Source organism: Sulfolobus acidocaldarius SUSAZ (assembly GCA_000508305.1).
Lineage (GTDB): Archaea > Thermoproteota > Thermoprotei_A > Sulfolobales > Sulfolobaceae > Sulfolobus > Sulfolobus acidocaldarius_A.
Window position 1 is genome coordinate 1443795 of the sequence record CP006977.1, and the last position, 16418, is coordinate 1460212.

The 16418-nt window shown below is 37.4% G+C and carries 16 protein-coding genes; 4 read left to right on the forward strand and 12 right to left on the reverse strand.

Translation table 11 applies throughout. The annotated features are described in order from the left end of the window. Window positions 1-6 precede the first annotated feature (6 nt). The 5 genes from SUSAZ_08260 to SUSAZ_08280 form a co-directional block, all read right to left on the reverse strand. Complete coding sequence (locus SUSAZ_08260; protein ID AHC51930.1) at window positions 7-1536, reverse strand: hypothetical protein; 1530 nt, start codon at window positions 1534-1536, stop codon at window positions 7-9. A 218-nt stretch (window positions 1537-1754) separates the two neighbouring features. Further along, window positions 1755-3161: an aldehyde dehydrogenase gene (locus SUSAZ_08265; protein ID AHC51931.1), complete on the reverse strand. Its 1407-nt coding sequence runs from the start codon at window positions 3159-3161 to the stop codon at window positions 1755-1757. A 117-nt stretch (window positions 3162-3278) separates the two neighbouring features. Beyond that, window positions 3279-4097 (reverse strand): amidohydrolase, encoded by an 819-nt coding sequence (locus SUSAZ_08270; GenBank protein ID AHC51932.1) that lies wholly within the window; start codon window positions 4095-4097, stop codon window positions 3279-3281. A gap of 202 nt (window positions 4098-4299) precedes the next feature. Next, window positions 4300-4692: a hypothetical protein gene (locus SUSAZ_08275; protein AHC51933.1), complete on the reverse strand. Its 393-nt coding sequence runs from the start codon at window positions 4690-4692 to the stop codon at window positions 4300-4302. Window positions 4693-4877: 185 nt separating this feature from the next. Next, window positions 4878-5297, reverse strand: coding sequence for an endonuclease (locus SUSAZ_08280; GenBank protein ID AHC51934.1), 420 nt, complete (start codon window positions 5295-5297; stop codon window positions 4878-4880). 120 nt (window positions 5298-5417) lie between these two features. On the opposite strand from SUSAZ_08280, the gene SUSAZ_08285 reads away from it, so the two are divergent. Continuing rightward, window positions 5418-7511 carry an aldehyde oxidase gene (locus tag SUSAZ_08285; GenBank protein ID AHC51935.1) on the forward strand — a complete coding sequence of 698 codons (2094 nt, stop codon included), beginning with the start codon at window positions 5418-5420 and terminating at the stop codon, window positions 7509-7511. 280 nt (window positions 7512-7791) lie between these two features. On the opposite strand, the gene SUSAZ_08290 is transcribed toward SUSAZ_08285, so the two are convergent. Then, window positions 7792-9243 (reverse strand): benzoylformate decarboxylase, encoded by a 1452-nt coding sequence (locus tag SUSAZ_08290; protein AHC51936.1) that lies wholly within the window; start codon window positions 9241-9243, stop codon window positions 7792-7794. Window positions 9244-9443: 200 nt separating this feature from the next. On the opposite strand from SUSAZ_08290, the gene SUSAZ_08295 reads away from it, so the two are divergent. Continuing rightward, window positions 9444-9635, forward strand: a complete 192-nt coding sequence (locus SUSAZ_08295) for a hypothetical protein (GenBank protein ID AHC51937.1) — start codon at window positions 9444-9446, stop codon at window positions 9633-9635. Window positions 9636-9639: 4 nt separating this feature from the next. After that, window positions 9640-11220 carry a sodium:solute symporter gene (locus SUSAZ_08300; GenBank protein ID AHC51938.1) on the forward strand — a complete coding sequence of 527 codons (1581 nt, stop codon included), beginning with the start codon at window positions 9640-9642 and terminating at the stop codon, window positions 11218-11220. Between the two features lie 101 nt (window positions 11221-11321). Here SUSAZ_08300 and SUSAZ_08305 read toward each other — a convergent pair whose 3' ends face one another. After that, window positions 11322-12371 (reverse strand): hypothetical protein, encoded by a 1050-nt coding sequence (locus SUSAZ_08305; protein ID AHC51939.1) that lies wholly within the window; start codon window positions 12369-12371, stop codon window positions 11322-11324. A gap of 186 nt (window positions 12372-12557) precedes the next feature. Here SUSAZ_08305 and SUSAZ_08310 point away from each other — a divergent pair, with 186 nt between their 5' ends. Next, window positions 12558-13229, forward strand: a complete 672-nt coding sequence (locus SUSAZ_08310) for a quinol oxidase-2, sulfocyanin (blue copper protein), (soxE) (GenBank protein ID AHC51940.1) — start codon at window positions 12558-12560, stop codon at window positions 13227-13229. Window positions 13230-13332: 103 nt separating this feature from the next. Here the strand turns inward: SUSAZ_08310 and SUSAZ_08315 are convergent, their stop codons facing one another. The 5 genes from SUSAZ_08315 to SUSAZ_08335 form a co-directional block, all read right to left on the reverse strand. After that, window positions 13333-13749 (reverse strand): hypothetical protein, encoded by a 417-nt coding sequence (locus SUSAZ_08315; protein ID AHC51941.1) that lies wholly within the window; start codon window positions 13747-13749, stop codon window positions 13333-13335. Beyond that, the gene (locus SUSAZ_08320) at window positions 13730-14650 is read right to left on the reverse strand and encodes a hypothetical protein (protein AHC51942.1); all 921 of its coding nucleotides are present in this window, start codon (window positions 14648-14650) and stop codon (window positions 13730-13732) included. Before SUSAZ_08320 ends, SUSAZ_08315 begins: the two co-directional genes overlap by 20 nt. Before the next feature lie 43 nt (window positions 14651-14693). Continuing rightward, a complete protein-coding gene (locus SUSAZ_08325; protein AHC51943.1) occupies window positions 14694-15170 on the reverse strand; it encodes a hypothetical protein in 477 nt (158 codons plus the stop codon). Between the two features lie 181 nt (window positions 15171-15351). Beyond that, window positions 15352-15636, reverse strand: coding sequence for a hypothetical protein (locus SUSAZ_08330; protein AHC52564.1), 285 nt, complete (start codon window positions 15634-15636; stop codon window positions 15352-15354). A 91-nt stretch (window positions 15637-15727) separates the two neighbouring features. Further along, window positions 15728-16165: a cation-binding protein gene (locus SUSAZ_08335; protein ID AHC51944.1), complete on the reverse strand. Its 438-nt coding sequence runs from the start codon at window positions 16163-16165 to the stop codon at window positions 15728-15730. Window positions 16166-16418: the final 253 nt, after the last annotated feature.

Below are 16418 nucleotides of genomic sequence, written 5' to 3' on the forward strand. Positions count from 1 at the left end.
AAACTTTTATTTTCTCCTTCTAGCCAGCAGGACTACTGCAATTATTATAATTATAGCAACTATTATACCAATTATTATGTACATCGTACTACCTGAGGTTAGTGGAGATGGAGAGTAACCATACACTACGTAATAAGTGTTAGCAGGGTCCACTAAAACTACCACTTTTCCATTATTGACGAAGTAATCATTTGAATTCACTTGTGTTAGTGAGTTCCCGTTCTTAGCAAACACAGTCACTGTCTCATTTTTAAGTAATGACACATTGAATACCACATACCCTGTTGCGTTTATTGAAACTACTTGGCTCTCATAGGACTTTCCGTTTATTGTTACATTCTGGACATTCACTGATTGAGGTACAACCAACCTTACGTAGGCTGATGAACTATTGGGGAATACAAGTACATATTGTCCATTTCCATTAACGTCCAGGTCAACTAACACTCTTCCGTTTTCAACATTCCTTGATACGTCTACATTAGCAGTGCTCATCACACCGTTATTTGTGATGGCTATTATGACAGGGTTTCCACTTACCATAACTTTGGTTACAACTTTTGGACTACCGTACTGTGCCTGTGGGTTAATGATAACTTTCACAGAACCACTTGCACCGTCTATACCACCTGATAATATCCTAAGACTAGAGCTTGCCATAGTTGAAACATATGATGTCGAAACGTAACCTGCCAATGTACCGTTAACACCCAAGAACTCTATTCCAGTAAAGTATCCCTGGGCTTGGAAGCTTATTGAGGGTGTTGAGAATTGCCCTTGAGTTGATGTAATCCACACCATGGCTGGAACATATGAACCCTGGAAGTAAGCTAAGGTTGTGTTATAGTTAGCCTGTCCATTCAATCCGTTATAGTGGAACTCAACCTGTGAGTATCTCTTAGGATGAGAGCTATCAACAGTAGTTGTAAAGGAAAATGAACCTGAAAGGTTTAAGGTGACTTTCTGTAGCTGTAGGGAAACTGTCTGTGAGTAGGAGTTTTGCTGTCTATTTATGTTGAACGTAACGTTAGAGAAGCCTGTTCCATTTAAGAACTCTAATATCAGTTTTGCTGAAGAGTTAAAGTAAGCCAGACCAGTTATGCTAGCAGTTCCATTTGTGAAACCAGCCCACACTAGTTCCTCATCTAGGTTTGGTTCCTCTAATATTACTCTAGCAAGTTGAGGGATCTCTGAGTTCACTGTTATATTGAAGTTGGACACTGATACAGTAATGGTTCCAGAGAAAGTCTGTAAACTTCCAACATTTACGTCATATGTATAACTATCGTAACTAATGGTCTTGGTTGTGGAATTATCTGCAGTCATACTATATGTAACCTTAGAATATGTGTATTTTGTGTTAGCAGATGACGTTCTTAGCATAGATGAGTAATCTTGGTACATTACTTTGAAAGTGTTATTTTGGCTAGTTGATGCACTTAGAAGATGCTGTAATGTCAGTAGAGGCATAGATAGAATGGGTACTAATAAAAATACAGTCATTAATACTCTGAGTATAGATGTGTTATATGGCATAATTAACGCTAAGTGAAAGAAAGTTAAAAAATCATTCGTACTATTCCTTAAATGTAGAAGATAAGACTTAGTTTATAATAAGTTAATAATGTAAGAAACACTAATTTTCATCTTTTTTCATTCTAGTAATAGATATATCTAATACCACACAAAGGTTTACGTTGAAGGAAATCCTTTTAGGTAACTGAAGAGAGAGATGCAGGGTAAAACGAACTTGCTTACAGTAGGGTTATGGACACCAACTTGTTCTCAGTCATTTCCAGCATTGTATCTCTAACACCCTCTCTTCCTATCCCGGTCTTCTTAAACCCACCGAATGGTAATGAATCCCATCTTAGTCTTGTACTATCGTTAATGATTACAGCTCCGAACTTAAGAGCCTTGCTTATTCTTAGAGCCCTGTTTACATCCTTAGTGAACACGGCTGATTGCAATCCATAATCCGTGGAGTTAGCCACTTGAATAGCCTCCTCATCACTTTTCACTGGTATTATAGGCGCAATAGGTCCGAATACCTCTGTTTTAGTAACCAACATGTCTAAGCTGGGCTTTAGAACTGCAGTAAGGGGAAAGAAATGTCCATTATCAGGTCCTTTATTTAGTATCTCAACTTTTCCTCCCTTAGATTTGGCGTCATCTATTACAGAGTTGAGGTTTTGCACACTCTCCCTATTTATTACAGGTCCCACATCAGTGTTCTCGTCCAGTGGGTCACCTACCCTCAATTCCCTAACCTTTTTCTCAAAAGAGAACACAAATCTCTCATATATTTCTTCTCTCACTATTATCCTCTTTCCAGCATTACAATTCTGTCCAGCATATTCATATCTGGATCTTACTGCTATGGAGGATGATCTTTCGATATCTGCGTCCTCTAATACAATTATTGGGTCAGATCCTCCCAACTCCATAATTATTCTCTTACCTAATGAAACAGCCTTTGACGCAATCATTAAACCGGTTTGTGTGGAACCAGTTAATGTAACTAAACTTATTGAAGGGTGAGTGTAGAGCTCATCGCCTATCTCCTTACTATACCCTGTAACTACTCTGATAGCTTTCTCTGTTAAACCTGCTTCAACAAGGATCTTAGCCATCTCCAAAGCAGATAATGGAGTGTTAATACTAGGTTTTACCACCACAGAGTTACCTACAGCTATTGCAGGAGCCACCTTATGGGCAAACGAATTAACGGGAAAGTTAAAGGGTAGTATTGCGCTAACCACTCCTAAAGGTTCCCTTTGGCTCACCACAATTCTATTTTCATTTCCAGCAGGATATTCATATCCGTCTACCCTGTAATTTTTACCCTCTAATACAAAAACTGCCTCCTCCCCTGCCTGTCGGAATAGTCTTGAGGCTCTGGTGACCTCAACTCTGGCATCCTTTATTGGTTTTCCAGCCTCAAGGGCTAGTAAATTAGCTAATCTCTCTTTTTCCCTCTCAATAATATCTGAAGCCCTCTTTAGAATTGCCGTCCTCTTATAAAGGGGAAGTGAAGATATCTCCTCGAAACCCTTATCTGCCTCTTCAATTTGTGCCCTTACATCATCTCTACTCATCCTTTCTACTTTACCTATGACTTTTAAATTGGAGGGAGATACGACCTCTATAGTTTCCGACATACTACAAATTTAATCCTTGATGCTAATAAAGAATTTCATGATAAAATAAAGAGAGTAAAACAAAGAAAATAGGTGATGTTGTCCAAACTAAAATATCTCAAAACGATAGTGTACAGATCAGCCTCTTCCGGTAGACTTAATGAGCCTTTCTGCGTTTTCACTTAATATCTTATTTTTGAGATTAGGATCAAGATTTACTTGTGATAATTCATTGATCCATCTGTCTGGTTTTATTAAGGGGTAATCGGATCCAAAAAGCAACTTATCCCTTAATCTCTTAGCGTTCTTCCACAGGGCATCGGGTACATATCTTGGTGCCCAACCTGATAGATCTAAATACACATTCGGCTTATGCAAAGCTACTGCAATTGCCTCCTCAGTCCAGGGCCAGCCAAAATGGGCTAAAACTATTTTTATATTTGGAAATCTCACCGCAATTTCATCAAAATATATTGGTCTACCGTAATCTAACCTTATATTAGACCTTACACCTGCCCCGATTCCTGAGGTGCCAGTATGAAAAACTATAATTAATCCGTGATTGTTGACTACTTCATATAACTTCATTGCCTTTTCGTCTAGAGGATGGAATCCTTGTAGTTGAGGATGTAGTTTCACTCCTACAGGTTCAAACTTCTTTATTGCCTCCTTCAGTTCTTCAACTGCATTCGCTTTCATGGGATCTACAGATACGAACCTTATAACCCTATCGTCATTGGGAACTGCTTCATTGTGAATTCTTCTCCCCAGAAAGGTAGTGGAGTCTATAGGTAGGACTACGAACCTCTTAATCCCTAGTCCCTCATAATAGTCCAGTATTTCCTTGAACTCCTTAAGCTCTATTTTCGCGTTAAAGTATCTAAATGCAGGTTCAGCATATTCTCCTAAAAATTCTACGAACTCCCTAACTGGTGCGTGGAAATGAAAATCTATCATGAGAAAATAATATCCTTGATTACATTATAATCATTTTGGTAGCTAAAAATCATTAGTTAATATAAAATTTTCCAGTAGTCCTAGGTAATTCACAGGGACAGTGTAGCATCTGCTCAGTTTTTACCAAAGTAGGATGTAGATAATTTGTAGGACAGACATAAAATTAACCACAATAATGTCGTCATATGTCGTCATATTACTTTTATCTACTCTTCCAGTTCCCTTTCTTCTTACTGTAGTACTCCCTGTATAATTTTTCCACTTCTCTCTTATTCACATGTTTTCCATGGGCTCGTAGACCACCGCTGAAACCTTTAGGTATGTGGAGAATTTCATGTATAAGCACCTTTATCTTCTCCTCTTCACTGAGTCTAGAATACCTTTCAGTAATCAGTTCGATCACATATAGGGGTTCAAGCTGAAAAGAAGTCAGTATCACTTTTGGAACACTCCAGATTCTTGCTATGGCTCTAGATCTAGAATTGACAGAGTATACCACTCTTACCCTTTCGGCATTTATGTATTCAAGACCTAGTACTTGTATTATTTCTCTAAGTAATTTTTCCTCTTCTAGCCCCCTGGTGTACTTAATCACAGGGAAAATAATGTAAGTGATCATTTAAATAGATAATACAAAGAATATGTCTCCTATTAGTTAACTTTCTAGATAATGGAAAAGAGTTAGGGACTCATAGTCAATTAAAAGATCATCCAGTGTGCAATCAACAACTCAGGGTAGGAGGGAAAATTCTTACATCCCGTCAACAAGAAAAATAAGAATCACAATTTACTCAATTCTCTTCCAGCCTGAGATACACTGTTCTCTAGGAACTGAGATATGTAATTCTCTAGAAATATTGAGTTATCTATAGTTACTTCTGCTTCCTTTATTTCCCTTATTTCCATCACTTTCCACTTGTGGATTTCTTTGAATTTCACTGCAATTAGGGCTCTCCCTTCCATAGTAAACATGGAGAGAAACTCAAACAATTTTATCACTTGTCTGTCCTTCACTTTCACCCTATGCTCCCAAGTGCTTTTGCATTCTATAGCTAATAGGATATTTCCCTTTGTAGCGAAAATGTCGGGAAGTGGATTAGGAGAGGAATTAGACGTAGGTATTCTAACGGCATTAAAGCCCTCAGATCTTAAAATCGACACCAGTTCCCTTTCAGCACTTTTTCCAACGTCTCTATTCATTTGCACCAAAATTGTCTAATAAGCCTTAAAAAGGAGTGTACCCATGTAAAAGAGACGTAGTTTGCATTTAGGTTGGTTCGTAGATAGATTTATTTGCTTCCTATACGGCAATATCATTTCATGAAAAGAGTAGATGTTTATAATTCATTAATAGGAAGAGGAGGGTATGTTGACGACCTTGAATTTAAGGGTAAATTCGCCTTCTTCCTCAGAAGTCCGTATCCTCATGCTCGAATACTTAAGATAGACCCCACAGATGCGGTGAATAGAGGTGCACTAGTTCTTACAGGCAAAGACATTGTTACAAAACGTGTGGGGTCAGGAGAAAGGGAAGGGGCAGGTCTAAATACTTCTCTCTTAGCGATTAATAAGGCATTATATGTTGGTCAGCCTGTTGCGTTAGTCCTGGCAGATGATCCTTATAGGGCTTCAGACCTAGTAGAGTTAGTTCAAGTAGAGTACGAACCATTACAGGCAATATCAAATATTGATAAGGCTTTAGAGAACAAAGTCATAATATTTGAGGATTTAAAGAGTAACGTAGTCAGGGAACAAACTTTTGAGTTTGGAAAAGTGGAGAATAAAGGCAAGAGCATAGAAATTAACCTTTATTGGTCAAGGAGTTCAGGCAATCCAATAGAGCCTTATGGTGCGCAAGTAATTCCAAAAGACGATAGTTTAATAGTTATTTCCAATCAGCAGGCAGGAAATGTAGTTTCCAACGAGCTTCAAAAAGCTTTGGGCGTTAAAGTAGTTCACAAAAATGCAAGACAGGGAGGAAGTTTTGGCGCAAAGTTCTCATTTGTCAGGTACTTGTCTGTATTGGGATACGCATCTTTGAAATTTAAGGTGCCAATTAAGTGGATTGAAACCAGAAGTGAGCACTTATTAGCATCTAATAGTAGTGGTCCTGAGAGAAAGTTCAAGATCAACGCCTATTACAACTCTGATGGTAGAGTTAATGCTCTCGACATCCATTTGTGGGAAGATGTGGGTGCATCAATAGATTCAGGTCAAGCATTCAAACCTTTAGGTTTCCTTACCGGACCATATAAAATACCTAACATCAGGTACACAGGGACTTTAGTTGCAACAAACAAGAACCCACCAGGTGCTTTCAGGGGAGCAGGCACTCCTCCACATACATGGGCTTTAGAGAGAGTCATGGACGCTATAGCTGACGACTTAGGTATTAGTAGAGCTGAAATAAGGAAAATCAATGCCATTGACACATTCCCCTATGACACAGGTTTTGCATATATAGATTCCGGAAATCCAAAAGGTCTTTTAGAATTAGCTTTGTCCAGGAAGGACATATTTTCAATGAGAGATGAGAGGACTGGAGTTGGGATAGCGCTATCTACAGACCCTAGCACACCATCGGGAAGTGAGAGAGTAAAGATAAAAGTAAAGAACGGCAAAATCGTAATTGGTTTAGGTTTTGGAGCAGAGGGACAAGGGAATGAACATACAGCAGTCTATCTGGCTTCAAAGCTTTTAGGTTTACCAACTGATGACATAACATATGAGGCTCTAGATAACACTGAGTTACCCACGTCTTTTGGACCTGGAGGAAGTAGGATGGCTGCATTCACTTATGGCTCAGTTTCAGGAGCTGTAGAGGAATTAAAGGCTAAAACTAGGAGGAAAGCTGAGGCTATTTTGGGGGATAAGGTATCATATGAGAACGGACACTTTGTTGGTGAAAAAGGGGGAAAGGTCAAAATCACCCAGTTTGAGGGAGAGGAAGTAGAGTTTACCTATACTCTTCAGGGCAAATACAGGTTTAATGCGTATCCTTTTGCCTGTGATTTGGCAGTTGTAAGAATTGAAGACGGTAAGATTAAACCCATAAAGCATGTAGTATACATTGACCCAGGTAATCCAATTGACGAAGATCTAGTCAAAGAACAGGTAATAGGTGGTACAGCTACTGGTATTGCATTGGCTTTATATGAAAGATATCTTTATGACGAAAATGGTAATTTGCTTACTACAAACCTTGCTGATTACGGTATGCCAACTGCAGCGGATTTACCAGATATTGAGGTGAATGTAGTTCCTACTCCATCACAGGTTACTCCATATGGTGTTAAAGGAATAGGAGAGATTCCTGTGGGTGTGGCAACTGCTGCGGTTACCAGTGCAATTGAGGATGTTATAAGGAGAAGAATAATGAAGGTGCCTGTGGACTTAGAGGATTTGTTGTCTTGAAATAGAAACACAACTCTAGCTGGAGAATATATTTTTATAATCTTAACTTTACTATATCAGCAAAGGGTAATCGTATGAAAATATTTTTGGTAAAGATTTTAGGAAGGTGAAGAAACCAATTTATGGCTAATTAATTAAGTTAATACTCTTTAATTTCTCATAATTTCTAGTATAATAAAAATATATAAATGTTAAAGTTACTAACTAGAAATAACTTTATTGAAACAGTAGGTTTATAGTAGACCTTATTATGCAGACTGAAAAAACACGTAGCACTCACCTATTCTTCTACCCTAATTTCAGCTAGCTTCCTTTCCTCTCCTTCCATTAACCATTTTACGGCTAACTGGTAGTCCTCAAACTCCTTCGCCGTAAAATCATAAGCCTCTGCCATCCTCCAAGGGTGTGTTTCAGGAGAGAAGAAGTCGCGTTCGTATCCTGCCCTGGATCTTAAAGCCTCATACCCACTGTTGTTTATAACCAGTATCTTGACTTTCAAATCATATCTTGACGCTGTCCATATTGCCTGAGGCGCATAGTTGAAACTCCCATCACCCATTATAATCAGTGACTTTCCACCAGCAGACGCATAACCGACACCAGCAGGAAGTGCCCATCCTAGTAGACCAGACCTGTTAGAGTAAAATCTTGTCGAAGAGAATAGCTCTCTTATTTCTTCACCTTGTGAAGAGGCTTCACCAAACACAGTGTAACCATCAGTGTAACTCAAGAGTAATTTAAGCATATTACTTATCTTTTCGTTTCTCCTTTTCTGCCTCTGTATAACCCTACTTGGACTACTTCTAGGGGTAATCAGCTCATTAAGTTTGCTCGTAAAGTACTTCAAATTACACACTGTAGTGTTCCACGGTCTTTTCCTAGCTTCGTTTACATCTGATGTGACCTGGATCACGTTCTTCCAGTGAATGTCTTCATCCATATAGAGTACTCTGTGAAGTTCAGCCCCAAGGACTAGGACTAGATCATAATTCCTTATTATCTTGTTTAACTCACTGGCTCTCGTGGGTAGGGTTTCATTTACTCTTATACCTGAAGATCTGGACAAATAAGGTTCAGCATATACTGGGCAGTTCAGTTTATTGGAAAGATGCATAACCTCTTGGGAGGCGTCAAATATTTCAATTTCATATCCTACTACTATAGCAATCTGGTTACTACTCTTGATTTTTTCGACCGTGTCAATTATTACAGACTCGGAGCATATATTCCCTTCTACAACTTTGCCGTAGGTTACGTCCTCATTTGATATATCCTCTATTATGTCATAGGGTAACGAAACTACTACGGGACCATAAGGATAGGTTAAACAAGTCCTTATGGCTCTGTTCATGAACTTGATCGTCTCCTTACTGTTTTTAATCTCCACATATTCCTTTACAGAGGGTAATGAGGAGAAATTGTAGTACAACATAGGCTCCTCTGGAGAACTATATGACGGTTGCTGTCCAGCAATAATGAGTAATGGTGATTTATTACGATAAGCTGAGTAAATATATCCAAAGGCATTTGACAGTCCAGGACCTGCATGAAGGTTTACAACTCCCAGGTTACGTGATTTCAGATAATATCCCTCACTTAAACCCACTGCAACACCGTCGTGAAGAGCTAAATAGTACACCATGTTGTTTGGAAGGTATTTTAAAAAGTGAAGTTCCGTTGTGCCGGGATTACCATAGATTGAGTTAGTGTATTTGCTCAGAAGGTCGTAAATCTGCTGAGCTATAGTAGGCATGAAGAGTTATCTCATTGTGGCTTAATATAAAGTTTTTCTCTTTAATTTCTTTTAAAATTTTAGTCATTTAAGGCTTCTGATAGAATAGTCGAGTTAAACTCTAAAATAATATTTATGTATATATAAATAATAAATCAAATAGTTAAGCTTAATATTTAATTTAATATAAGATAAGTGAAATGGCAGGAAAATTTTACCCGACAGTAGGAGTACTAGCCCTAGTGTTCGTTATACTGTACTCACTGTTGCCAATTTACTCAACTACAAGCCCTACGTTTTTGGGACTGCCGATGTTCTACTGGTACCAAATGATCCTTATGCCAATAGGTGCCATAGTGTTCTTCATTGTAATTTTAGTTATAAAGGACTGAGACTATGGACGGCTTACATGTTTCAATTCTCTCGTTGGCAATATTCATAATTCTTTTTGCCGTATTCGTTTACCTCGGATTCTATGCCAGTAGGTGGAGAAAAGGAGATCTGTCTAAACTCCCTGAATGGGCACTGGCAGGAAGAAAATTAGGTCCATACCTAATGTGGTTCTTACTAACAGCTGATTTATTCACTGCATATACCTTTATCGCAGTTCCATCATTAGTACTGGCAAGCGGTCCTATTGGTTTTTATGCAGCATTCTACTCTGGTGTAACTGCGTTTATAGCATTACTCTTTATGCCAAGATTATGGGCAGTCTCACGAAATAAAGGTTATGTTACAGCTGCGGATTTTGTAAAGGACAGGTTTAATAGTAAGACCCTAGCAGGGTTAGTTGCTGTAACTGGTGTAGTTGCAGAGTTACCTTATATAGCCTTACAAATAGTTGGAATGCAGGCTGCTCTTTCAATATTGCTTTTAGGTCTAGGTGTAAGCAACATATCGTTAGTGAATGACCTTAGTCTGTTAGTATCGTTTATAATTTTAGCTGCGTTCGTATTTACAAGTGGCTTAAGAGGAGCTGCACTTACTGCAGTTTACAAGGACATAATAATATTAGCTACAGTGATTACAGTCGCAATTTACGTTCCTTTAGCATTTGGTGGGTTCTCAGCTGCCTTTAGCAATGCTGCAACTTATAGTAGTCAAGTGAACGCTGCTTTAAATGGGGTTAACAAACCCATATTTTACCAGTATCTACAGAGCACGATGTCAAATAATCTTGCCTATATCTCGTTAGCTATAGGTAGTGCTTTTGCTCTATACCTTTACCCACATGCTGTTAATGGAAGTGTCAGTGCAGACTCTAAAAAGTCGTTAAAGATATCCTTAGCCTTACAACCATTTTACTCTCTAATATTGGCTATTATAGCTCTATTTGGAATCTTGGTTTACGCAAATATCAATGTCTTGAATTTTATCATTCATGCAAAGAGCGGAGCTGTCGCAGTTCCAGCCCTAATTGGTTACACCATGCCAGACTGGTTTGTGGGCGTAGCATTACTAGGAATATTCATTGGTGGGCTTGTTCCTGCTGCAATAATGGCTATAGGTGCAGCCAATCTACTGACCAGAAATATAATAAAGGAGTTAAAGCCTAATATGTCCCCTAACACTGAGTCGTCATTAGCCAAATGGATATCCACTGCGTTTAAGTTCATTGCACTAGCCCTTGTATTTACTGTACCTGCAACTTATGCAATACAATTACAGCTACTGGGCGGTGTGATAATACTTCAAACCCTTCCACCACTATTCCTTGGATTATATACTCACAAGCTTAATAGCCACTCGCTGATTGCGGGATGGGTGGCAGGTATATTTAGTGGAATATATTTAACACTGTTAGCAAATCACTTTGGACCGATAAAGACCACATCCTTTATAACACCTATAGGAGTTATGTATATAGGTGCAATCTCCGTTATAATTAACGTTGCAATAGGACTAATCGGTACGGCTATTGCATATGGAGTGGGCTGGAGACCTAGAACAGGGGTTAAGACAGAGGAGCTAGTGTAAAAGACTTGTTGATTAAAATATAAACATGTTTTTTCTCCCCTTTTTCCTTCTTTAAGGATATTTCAAGCTCTATTTGTTTAAGTTTATTTTGTATCATGATGTTATAACCGAGAACTATATCTTTTACCAAGGACTAAACTAAGGGTAACTATTAGGGCTAAGGTACCCAAAGTCATAATCTGAATTGATAGTATACCTGATGAAGTTACCACACTATAAATGCCATAGGAAAAAGGTAACAGGGAGAGGAGTCCTAAGAATCGATACGAAAGGGATTTATAAAACTTGAATAGAGAGGGAAAAGAGAGGAGGAGACTCAAGTATAATAACATTACTGAGGGGTATATTAAGTATATATAGAAAAATTCATAATCTAAAGTCCCTAGCGTAGAGAGGACAATTGCCGTAACAGAGAGAATATATATTTTGTTCTTCTTCACTCTAAGTTCATGTTTTAAAAGATTATTTAGCATGAGGAATTCAGCTAGGATTAGACCGAAGTTACCTAAGCTTGTACCGTACACGGAGATAGCATTAGGCATCATAAAGGATCCATAAAGTAAAAATATTGACGAAATACCATAGCCTAAAAGAATATAATGGGAAAAACGCTTATCGCCCTTTATAAATGTGGAAAGGGTTATACATACTACAACTAAGGACGATGAGAGTATGTTGAGGAATAAGTAGGATATTGAAGTAGGGAAGACACTAACGTTAAACTTCCACCCCACAGGTAAGACCAATACAATTTGTGTCAACATTATAACCGGAAAAGCGTAGTAAGCATATTCAGTAACCGCTAAAATTGAGGATAGGCTTACTAGGATAAACGTTAAGAGGATAGCGTCTAACCCTGACAGGTTTAAAACATAATACGTAATATACAATGGTGTGTATATGACATAAAGATAATAACTTACTAGCCAACTGCCCAGAAAAACTTTAGACACCAAAGGGCTTAGTCTTTTAGTATAACCATAAAGCCCGGAGTAGTTCCAGTCTACGTTCACTAGTAAATAGGTTATATAGGCGATATCGAAACCTAGAGCTATAGAGAACAAGGAAATAAAAGGAGAAAAGTGTACTGTAGCCAGAATTCCAGGGGCTAATGTGCTCATTATAAGTGAAAATAATAGTATTCTTTTCATTATGAAGATTGAATATATACTGTTTATTATTTTTTATTCCAAATTTTAAATGAATTTTTCGTCCTTTAAATTAGTTTCATTACGTGAATATAATGGTAGCAGTTTATGAAGTAAAGTTCCCTATTTTAGGACATGAGAATTAATTTTGGCAAAAATTTAAAGCTATCTACATAATTATCATCATTTATGAAAACTTCAACCTTAATAGCAATAATAGTGGTAATAATAGTTGTACTTGGCGTTGCAGTATACCTGGCAACAAGAATAGGTGGTACATCAAATGGTACTTCACAATTAAGCTCCTCATCCATATCTTCATCATTGCCCTCAGGAGCTTATGCCTTACCTTATAACCCCAGCAATAAGACAGTCTTTATATATCTAGTTGTCTCATCATCTTCCTCAAATCTGTTCAACTTCAACGGTACTTCTGATGGCTCTCTTAAAATATATGTCCCAGCAGGATGGAACGTAATGGTAATTTTAAAGAACACAGAATCTCTTCCTCATAATGCTAACATTGTGCAAAATAACACGCCAATACCTAATAGCATTAACATATCAAGTGACGGAAAGATAATACTATATGTAGGAGACGGTCCTTCCAACTACTACAATTCTGGTGTTTCAAGCGGTAATGAGGCATCTGGAATGCTGGAGAATATTCCGGCTGGATACTATTGGATAGCATGCGGAATTCAAGGTCATGCAAAAAACGGCATGTGGGTTGACCTAATAGTTTCAAGTACTATTTCCACTCCATATGCTGTAATCACCAATTCTATTACACTACCATCTTCATCAACTACCACGTCCACATCGTCTTCCTCGTCACCCCCAGGTTATATGTGGGGTTAGCCAGGTAGTATCAAGATATTTTTCAATTTATTATTTTTTATTCGTATTTAGTAATAAAAATAGTTTAAATGAGTTCTTGTCTCGTTATCCATTAATATTTTTATCATAAGACTGAAGTCAAAGTCCCCGAAAAAGCACCATTTAAGATGTTAAACGCTATGACTAATCCAATATAAGTTTGTAGGTATGGTACAACAAATAAGTAAGGAAGTAATGAGAAACCTAAATAACCTATTACAGTATATATTCCTAACTTTCTTACCTGTTTTAAGCTCTCTTCGGCAACACTTGTCCTAATAGGACTGACGAAGGCTCCAAATAATCCAAGTAAAATTAGTTGTATGATACCTAGAGCAGGTGAACTGTAAAGTGAAATTATAGGAGAAAATTGTATACCTGTGGGAGGATAAAATGCCTTTATCAGTAACGATATCAGTATCATGAGAATTGTCAAAATAAAAGAATAGCCTATTCCAGCTATTATATTCCATCCTAATAGTCTACTTGTTGCTGGTCTCACTACTTTGACTACCTCCTCCTAAAACTTGTTTTAAGACTGTCTGTAATTGTGGAAGCTGTTGTTGTTGAGGGGTAGTGGAGGGTAAGCTATATGGGAAGTAGCTACCTAATACTAGACTTGAGAGCTGTGGGAAATATGGTACTCCCAGAGCCATATTTACGCTAGATGGATCTCTACTCTCAGCTAAGATCCTAGCTAACCCTAGTCTGACTGCATCATATACTTCTATGCCCAGATCTCTCAATTGCAGAATCCTTCTCAATTCTGGATCTTGTGGGATTAGCTTTGTTATTCTTACTGATATTAAATCAACACCTATTTCAGCTAGAAAAGTCTTTAACCCTGCTGTTACTGCAGTGGAAATGTCTGCGAACCTTTTGAACACGTCCACCAATTTAACGTGGTTTAGTACTTGACTAACTTCCTGGTCAATTACCGGAGAAATGTAATTTGCAAGTTCACCATCTCTAAAATATTGAGAGGAAAACTGTATGTTTGTCACTAGGAGTCCTGGGTTTGACACTCTATAATACACAGCGACCTCATATTCTAAAGGGACTAGGTCATCAGTTTGACTAACACCTGAAACTTTGACCTCATGTCTGGTAAGGGAGACAAAGTAGACAATAGTGTCATAGGGTAATGTATTATATCTAAATTTTGATAAAATGCTCGAAAGAGGGTTTTGTGGAGATTGTATATTATGAGTTCCAGCAGGTAAGACAGCGGCGATTTGCCCCTGTATAAGCACAACGGCTTGCTCTGTTGGTTGAACAATTATTAGTGATTTTGAAGTGATGTTCTCTTTGGGATATCTGAAAACAATCACATCTGGAGACATGAATGAAGTTCCGTTTTCCATTTCGGTCGATATAACTTGACCCCTTATTGATATGGACATAAACTCATCTTAATATTCTCTTTTGTGCGACAATTAAAGTTTTCTATCTATATTCTACAGGAAAGAACAACTTATGTCTTAAAATTATAACTTGACGAATTTGTCCCAATAAAGGGATAATTCCCTCAAGGTTGTCCAATGAGAGGGATAGATTATAAACTTGGTCAGCTATAGATACCATCTGTAAGTCGTTTTTAACTATTTCATCTAGTTGCTCCGTCTGGATCTTATATCGGGCATAAATATCTGCTCCTCCTCCTTGCGAAGACTGGATCATGCCTATTAGCGTCCTAATTTCAGAAATTATGGACTCTATGCGTTTCAAGATAGAGGAAAAGGGGTTAGAAGAGGCGATTTGTGATTCTATGGTTGATAAATTGTTTATTGCATTTTGTAGTTTTGCTATTGTTGACTGCCTTATTAGAAAGTCATCTTGCCTTATCAAATCCTTGATTTTATACCCTCTATATCCTGGAATAAGCAACTGTAATTGTTCTAATGGAGTTAGTTCTTTAGGCACAGTGTAAATTAGAGAGGCTAAATTAATAAAATTTATATGCAGGTTAAGGATATGACAACATTAAGTTCGAAGTCCTCTAGGGTCATAATTCTTCTAACACGTTAATCTCTTCATGAAAGCTTTTACCCTTATTAAAGGCAAAATGATCATGCATTAAAGTGGAATACACAACCCCATATTATCATGCTTCATCCCTCAATTTCCTTTTTTCATCTTCTATTTGCTCTAAAACCATCTTAATCTCAGATTCAATCATATCAAGTATTCTTAATTTCAGTTCTGTAGGAAGATTTTGCATTAACTTTTCTATTGTCTCATCAGAGATTTTTGCTCTGCTACTCCAAAAATAGGTTTTAGCATGTTCACCCACTATCTCTTTGACTCTTACTGGAGGAAGGTACTTTAACACTTCTGAATATATAGCTCTTCTTGTTTCATTACTCAGGATAGGGATATAGCTTTTCATAAGTGAACTTCAGTATTTATAATTATAAAACACTGACCCTTAAACTTACGGGTATTTGAGCTGTTATTTTAGAGTTAGTTAACTTGTGGTACTATTCCAAATCAATTTTCAGCCCAGTAATCTCCTCATAGGAGGGATAACTCCTCATTTCCTTCAGTATTGCATTCATAACATCTTGGGCTTGAACTTTGTCTATGAAGATATTACGCTCTTCATTTAGGTTATGATCCAGCACTATCTTCACATATCTTTTTATCCACTCTATATTTCTCTGTTGAATAGCTGAGTTTCCATATCTTTCAATAAGCAAGTGATCATTGGAATAAGGTTTTGCTTTTTCACCGAACAGAGGGAAAATATATTTATCCTCAATTTTAGCATGCCAGTTCACAACAAATTCATGGGTCTTCTTTATTACGTTGATGGCATTTTTCTCGTCGTCGTTTAATAGGGACAAACCTATGGAGTATCTCACCCTCAAGATGCAATGTTCAAAATAGATGAGGTCAACTGGGTTTTTTATCCACATATATAGAAGTATATCTGAGAGAATATAAATGCCATAGGTTTTAACAAGATTTTGAGATAGCTTCCCATTTACCTCTTAGTCTTTACAACTGCCCAACGTAATTACCCTAAAAGAGTTGGCTATCAATAACGCTACACTAGTCTATTCATATTCTTCTTTAATCTATTATATTTTTCATTTTCTTTATTAAATGATATTTTTGAAAAATATAAATGTAGATATCTGAACATAAATGCATGTAAGTTTATATATC